Source organism: Streptomyces sp. MBT53 (genome assembly GCF_016654115.1).
In the GTDB taxonomy this organism is placed as follows: domain Bacteria; phylum Actinomycetota; class Actinomycetes; order Streptomycetales; family Streptomycetaceae; genus Streptomyces.
In genome coordinates, this window is the sequence record NZ_JAEQAZ010000117.1 from 21448 (window position 1) to 28040 (window position 6593).

The following is a 6593-nucleotide window of genomic DNA, read 5'->3' on the forward strand; positions in this document are numbered from 1 at the left end:
CGGTCCGGGCCGCGCTTCTGGACGCCTGGAGGGCAGGGGGCGGCGGAAGAGACGGACGGGAGGCGGGAACATCGTCGCGTCCGGTGCCATGGGCCCTCGCGCGCTCTTGCCCGAGCAGGTCTGGCCCCCACCGGAGACTTCGAGGGATCCCACCACAGGGCGGCCTACCGGGTGCGTGAGCACGCTTCGGCAGGCCGCCCTCGACGCAGTGTCAGGTGGGCAGGTTCCACCTCTGGTTGACGGCACCGGTGCAGCTCGCGATCTGGAGCTGCGTGCCGGCGGTGGTGTAATTCGCGGTGGCATCAAGGCACTTGCCGGACTGCGGGTTGTAGATCGTGCCGTCGGCGCGCGTCTGCCAGGTCCCGCCGCCGGAGCCGTCGCAGTCGTCCAGCTCCACGGCGGTGCCGTCGGCCGTGCCTCCGCCCTTGACGGCCATGCACTTGTTCTCCACCGTCAGCGTGCCGTTGAGGTTCAGCGTCCACTGCTGCGAGTTCGTGTCGTTGCACCAATACAGCTGGATCGGGTTGCCGTTCGTGGTGTTCCCCGAGCGGTTGTCCACACACATCCCGGCGGAGTTGCTGAGGGGGCCCGTCGGGTTCTTCTCGTTGGTCAAGGAGAACCCGGTGTTCGCCGTCAGCACCGCGTAGGACAGATCCGAGCAACCGAGGTCGGACGACTTCACGGTGGCCGGCACGGTCGAGTTGGCCGCCGTGGCTGCCGTCCAGCCGCCGCCGTAGGAGGACTGGTACTGGAGTCCCGTGGTCTGGTACGCCGCGCCCTTGGTCTCCGCGCAGTACTGGCCCTCACCGGTCGTGGGGTCGTAGTTCGTGTAGACCTCCATCATGTCCCAGCCGCCGCCGGAACTGCCGAGCTTGCTGGTGTTCGCGCTCTGGAAGAAGGGCTCCCAGGTGTGCGTGTCGTAGTTGTAGAGGTACGAGGTCCACTCGTTGGTCGTCGCATTGGTCTGGATGTCCTGGACCGAGTACGACGGCCGGCCGTTCACCTTCTTGGTGTAGGTGTCCAGGAAGGCGGAGTCGACGACCGTGGTCTTCGCCCAGCCCGGGGCTGCCGCACACCAGTCCCACGCGCCGACCCAGATCGAGCTGCGGAAGTAGATCGTGGTCATCTCGATGCAGCTCGCGTAACTCGGGTCCAGGGTCGGCGCGTAGACCGTGTCGTCGCCGGTGACCGGGGCCGAGAGGTTCACGCTGTGCGTGGCCTGCGCTCCGTGCATGGTTCCGCTGGTCGGGGAGACGCCCCAGGAGGCGTGGAACTTCCCCGTCCAGGAGGACAGGGCGCTCGTGGTGGCATCCGCGGCGTTCGGCGCGTCCTCGGCGACGCCGACCGAGCCGACGTGCCCGGCGAAGTTGAGCTCGTAGAACCGCCGGGAGACCTCGGCAGGCAGTTCGTTCCGAACCGCCGACCCCGTCTTGCCGGGGACCACGTGCTCGCTGTGCAGGGCACCGGGCGCGGGTGAGCCGGAGTCCGGCTGGGCGGGAGCGGCTGCTTCGGAAGCAGGTGATCCGGTGGTCAGCGCCAGCACGGCGACGACTCCGACCAGGGCAGAGCCCAGCTTGTGTATGCGCACTACTTGTCCTATCTGGATGTACACATGACGGCGCCCGAGAACGGGGTGTGCCGTGACCGTTGTGGCCGGCCCGGCAGTCCGCCGCTCAGCCGAACAGGGCCGCGATGGTGACGGGGGAAGACGCGGGCTGCCCACCGCTCAGTGCTCGTGCACCTCGCTCGTCGCCTCGATCTGCATCCACGACTTGGGCCGAACCGGAAGGGAAGACCTGCCGACCGCGGCGGGCACCGCCGGCTTGGCCGGCTTGAAGAGCCACGTGTCGAACAGCGCGCCCAGCTCCCTGCGGGACACCTTCTCGGCGTACCGCTGGAAGTCCACGACCGACGCGTTGCCGTAGGTGTGCTTCTACAGCCCCCCTCGGGGGGCTGTAGAAGGGCCGGGTCCGGGTCTCCAGCGCGAAACCGGTGGGCACGTCCGGCACATGGCCGCCGAGCGCGTCGTACGGATGGGGAACCATCACCACGCCGACTCCGGCTCGTTGGCCGCGACCGCGCCGTCCGCCGTGTGCAGCCAGGCGGTGAATCCGTATGCGTGCTTCGACGCGGGTGTCTCGCTGTAGCGCACTACGACGGTGATGTCCGCGCCCTGGTCCAACCCCGTCCTGGGAGTCCCCGCCAACTCGTCCGTGCCGACTGGTACTTCAGCCGCAGGTCGTAATGGGAGACGTCGTATCCACCGTTGCTGTGGGGCGGTGGCGAGCGCGCTCGGAGCGATGAGTCCGTAGTGCACTGAGGCTCCAAGTCATGGATGAACGGCAGGGGTTCGAACCCTGTGACATCAGCTGTCGGCGTGCTGACGTCACCGGCTTCACATGATCGTCGGCCGGTCACCGGGACGACCGCAGTCCTGTGGCGACCGTGCCCGTTCGTACCCGTCGCAGTGCCTCATTCTCTGTATTTCCGCGCACTTAAAACGTCAGGAATTCGGTGCTGGAAATGTCGTTCGCCGGCTCATGCCGGATCGACATGGACGGGAGCGGGATTGGCATTAGCGTTCCGCCGAAGCGACCGCCATAGTTGATTTGGCGAAGCGCAGCAGGCCGCAAGAGAAAAGGTTTCCGTGTTCATGCGGACCATGGCGCTTCCTCTGCCGATTCGGCTGGACAACTTCGAGAGGAATAACAACAAATGAAGTCCACCGTTCGAATCAAAACGCTGGTGGCTGCCGGGCTGGTGAGTGGCGCGGTCGTAGCCTCGCTTGCCGTGACGAACGCGAGCGCCGTCACGACCAGGGCGAACGATCACGCCGTCGCCTCGCAGACGGCGCACCGCGCGAAGCCGACGGTGGTCCTGGTCCACGGGGCGTTCGCCGACTCCTCCAGCTGGAGCAGCGAGATCGGCTACCTGCGGCAGCAGGGCTACCCGGTCCTCGCGATCGACACCCCGCTGCGCGGCCTGGCCTTCGACAGCGCCTATGTCGAGGCGCAGGTCAAGACCGTCAAGGGTCCCGTGGTGCTGGTCGGCCACTCCTACGCGGGAGAGGTCGTCAGCCAGGTCGCCGCGACGACGTCGAACGTCAAGGCCCTCGTCTACGTGGCGGCTCTCATCCCCAAGGCGGGAGAAGCCGCCGGCTCACTGATCGGACAGTTCCCCGGGTCGCAGCTCGTTTCGGAGAACTTCCGCACCGTTCCGCTGCCCGGCGGTGACACCGACGTGTACCTCAAGGCGGACAAGTTCGGGACCGTGTACGGCAACGGGCTGTCGAAGTCGGCCATCAGCGTCGCCTCGGTGACTCAGGAGCCGGTCGCCCTTTCGGCCTTCACCGACAAGGCCACGGTGAATCCGCCGGCGAAGACGCCGAAGTGGGCGGTCATCTCGACGGAGGACCACGCTGTGCCGACGGCCGCCCAGAAGTTCCAGGCCAACCGGGTGGGCGCCCACATCACCTACACCCGCTCGGGACACGACGTTCCTTCGATCAGCCCGGGAGCGGTCGACCGCGCCATCGTCGCCGCCGCCAACTCCGTGCACTGATCCGTCCCAGTAGCAGGGCGCCTGTTTGATCGGCGCGGGGCTTCTGCGGCTGTGCCATGGGCTTGCTTCGCCGTCGTACCGGCACACGCGATGCCCCCACGACCACGCAGGACTGGGAGGGACTCGCTACCGCAGGCCGCGCTCCGCGCGCACTCCGAGGGCAGAAGGGCTCCCGCAAGCATCCGGCTTGCGGGAGCTCTTCGTCCCATAAGGGAAGCGGCGATACCCGCAGACCGAATTCGGCCCGCTTCAATTCGGCGAGTTTATTTAGTCAGTAGCCATGACCTCGCGATTACGCTGAAGTCGACTTGGAGTGTGTAGCGGTCGGCGGCGCAGGAAATGGTGGTGTGTTCGCGTAGGGCGATGCGCTGACCCGCGAAAGCGCCGCTTCGGTTCTCACGAGGGACAGCCCGGAACTCATCGCGGAGGTCGGCTGCTCCGTTTGATCGGGCCCATGGCTGCTCGACAAGTGATGGTCCGACGGCTGCTCACAGGCCGGTGACGGGCTGTCCGGTGAGCGCTTGGGCGATCTGCCAAAGCTGTCCGCCGCGGGACGCCTTCACGAGGACGACGTCGCCGGGCGGAGGATGGACGCCAGATGGGACGCGAGCGGGGTCGACTCGTGGGGGACCACCTGCACTCGGGGCACGCGGGGGGCGCGGAAACCGCACATTGGACTGGACAACAAAGAACCCCCGGGTGATCGACCCGGGGGTTTCGCACGGAGCGGGTGACGAGAATCGAACTCGCACTCTTAGCTTGGGAAGCGACGGAGCTTGCTCGCCGACTACTGTACTGACCTGTGGAAACGTGAGGTCAGGCCCCGTGGGCGGGTCGGGATCGCACTTTTGGTGGCCGTTGTCGTCCGCCCTGAAGGGCACGGATGGGGCACGCGGTTGAAGCGAGGTCGATGCGGGCGCCTTCAGCGGGACGTCGACGTGTGTTCCACCGAAGGCTTGCTGAGCGGTGGCCTGACGCTTTGCTCGGGCGACGCCTCAGGTATCCATAGGCCGGGAGCCTCTGCCGGGCCCTGACGGTGAAGAGATGTCTCAGTTGGGCATGTCGACGGTCAGTCCGGCTGCTTGAGCAGCATCGGCCAGTCGTTTGTCGTACGTGACGAAGGAGGTCAGCTGGGAGCGGATACGGAGAGCCGTTGCCAGGTGGATGGCGTCCAGACTCCGTACGGTCACAGGTTTGACGGTCTGGGCCAAGATGCGAATGCCGGCATCCAGCTCCACCAACTCGATCAGGTCGAGGACCGGGTGGAGCCGGGCGACAGCCTCCGGGGCGTAGCGCCCAAGGGCCCGCGACGACTCGATCTCCACCAGAACCGAACTCGTCCATCCGGTCTCGGCTCGTTCGTCGAGCCAGTCGCGCAAAGCCTGCGACTCGGACTCGGCGTGGACGAGTTTCACGACGGCGGCCGAGTCGAGATAGATCATCAGCGCTCGTCCTCGCGACTGTGGGCGATTTCCGCGGCGATGTCGATGCCGTCCGGTTCACCAAGCGGCATACGCAGGACGGCGCGACGCATCGCGGCGGCCCGCTCTTTGCGTAGGGCGGCTTCGAGCACGGCTTGGCGGATGGCTGCCGAGCGTGAACTGCCGTCATGGGTGAGAACGTCCAGAGCGCGCTCGGTCTCCGAGTCGCTGCGGATCGTGATGGTGTCAGCCATGAAACCAATGTAAGACGATCTGTCTTACATGGCAAGCCTGAGACTGCTGTCCCCTTCACAGTGCAGGAAAGCGCCAGTTGGTCCGCAGGGGGCGGCAGGCTGAGGGCTCTCATCGGTGACCGCTGCGGTGAGTGTCATGAAACGGCAGGTCAGCGGCGTGTTCCGGCAGTGGGAGTGGCGAGTGGGTGGCACTCGGCAAGCGCTCGTGCCCTCCGCGTGCCCAATCTTCGGGTGCCTTGTGCGCCGGAAAATGCGACTGAGAGCCCGCCATGAAAGAGCCCCAGGCTGCTGACCTGGGGCTTCAAGAAGAGCGGGTGACGAGAATCGAACTCGCACTCTCAGCTTGGGAAGCGACGGCGCTTGGATGGGCCGGATGGCTCTGACCAGCATAGATGCCTGATTCTCGGGATGGTCGTGTGGGTCGGACCAGACCGCTGTTGTCCGTGGTTTTCCGTCCGTACGGGCACGCGGAGGGCACGGAACCCAGGGAGGGAAGAAGTCGGCCCCGCCTTCGGTACAGCCGCGAATGGGTCGACTCGTTTGGAGGCCGGCGGTGGTGGTGATGTTGCAGCCGCATACGAGCGGTCTGGCAGGGACAGGGCATCCCGAAGGCGCCGTCGGAGAAGAGAGACAGGTGTCGCCTGGTGACCATCAGGTGACCGCTGTCTGTCAGGTGATGTGCGGGGTCAGAGGAAATGATTGAGGAGCGTCACCGCAAGCAACCAGCAGCCGACGCACCGCGCGAAAACCCCGACCGCACCGGAAGGAATCCCACGCCATGACCGCGACCGCGCCCAAGGCTCCGACCGCACCAGGGGTCCGGTCCTGGTGGGGAATCCCGTACGCCACCGCCGAGCGGTACCGCCGCCCCGTGGTCGCGGACTTCGACCCGGACCGCCCGTACGACCGCAAGGGCATCGCCCCCGTCCAGCCCGACAGCGGCGACTGGCTCGAAGCGGACAGCGGAACGGGCGAGGACTGCCTGAACCTGAACGTGTGGGCCCCCGAGCGGCCGGCCGGGAAGACGCTGCCGGTGGCCGTGTACATCCATGGCGGCGGATTCGAGTTCGGCGCGAACACGCAGCCCACCTCGAACGCCGCCGGTCTCGCCGCGACGGGACGCGTGGTGAGCGTGTCGCTCAACTACCGGCTCGGCGCACTGGGCGCGCTCTCGCTCTCGCAGTACGGCGGGCGGCTCGCCGAGGCCAGCAACCTGGGCCTCCAGGACGTCATCGCCGCGCTGACCTGGATCAAGCAGAACATCGCCCACTTCGGCGGCGACCCCGACCACGTCACGGTCTACGGCCACAGCGCCGGCGCCTACTCCACCCTCGGACTGCTCGGGGCCTCCTCCGCG

At 66.9% G+C, this 6593-nt stretch carries 5 protein-coding genes and 1 pseudogene; 2 read left to right on the plus strand and 4 right to left on the minus strand.

The genetic code is table 11. From position 1 onward, the window contains the following. Positions 1–211: 211 nt before the first annotated feature. Together JHN45_RS54490 and JHN45_RS53370 are read right to left on the minus strand one after the other, a co-directional pair. Positions 212–1588 carry an RICIN domain-containing protein gene (locus tag JHN45_RS54490; RefSeq protein WP_201052843.1) on the minus strand — a complete coding sequence of 459 codons (1377 nt, stop codon included), beginning with the start codon at positions 1586–1588 and terminating at the stop codon, positions 212–214. 138 nt (positions 1589–1726) lie between these two features. Continuing rightward, positions 1727–2280, minus strand: a pseudogene (locus tag JHN45_RS53370) (hypothetical protein); the annotation flags it as partial. Between the two features lie 510 nt (positions 2281–2790). Between JHN45_RS53370 and JHN45_RS33650 the strand changes: the two are divergent. Further along, a complete protein-coding gene (locus tag JHN45_RS33650) occupies positions 2791–3561 on the plus strand; it encodes an alpha/beta fold hydrolase (RefSeq protein ID WP_158697196.1) in 771 nt (256 codons plus the stop codon). A gap of 1049 nt (positions 3562–4610) precedes the next feature. Here JHN45_RS33650 and JHN45_RS33655 read toward each other — a convergent pair. Both JHN45_RS33655 and JHN45_RS33660 read right to left on the minus strand, forming a co-directional pair. Then, the gene (locus JHN45_RS33655) at positions 4611–5003 is read right to left on the minus strand and encodes a type II toxin-antitoxin system VapC family toxin (RefSeq protein WP_019070419.1); all 393 of its coding nucleotides are present in this window, start codon (positions 5001–5003) and stop codon (positions 4611–4613) included. Beyond that, positions 5003–5236 (minus strand): hypothetical protein, encoded by a 234-nt coding sequence (locus JHN45_RS33660; protein ID WP_201052849.1) that lies wholly within the window; start codon positions 5234–5236, stop codon positions 5003–5005. Before JHN45_RS33660 ends, JHN45_RS33655 begins: the two co-directional genes overlap by 1 nt. A 778-nt stretch (positions 5237–6014) precedes the next feature. On the opposite strand from JHN45_RS33660, the gene JHN45_RS33665 reads away from it, so the two are divergent. Continuing rightward, on the plus strand, positions 6015–6593 hold a 579-nt coding region (locus JHN45_RS33665), incomplete at its 3' end, for a carboxylesterase family protein (RefSeq protein ID WP_201052851.1).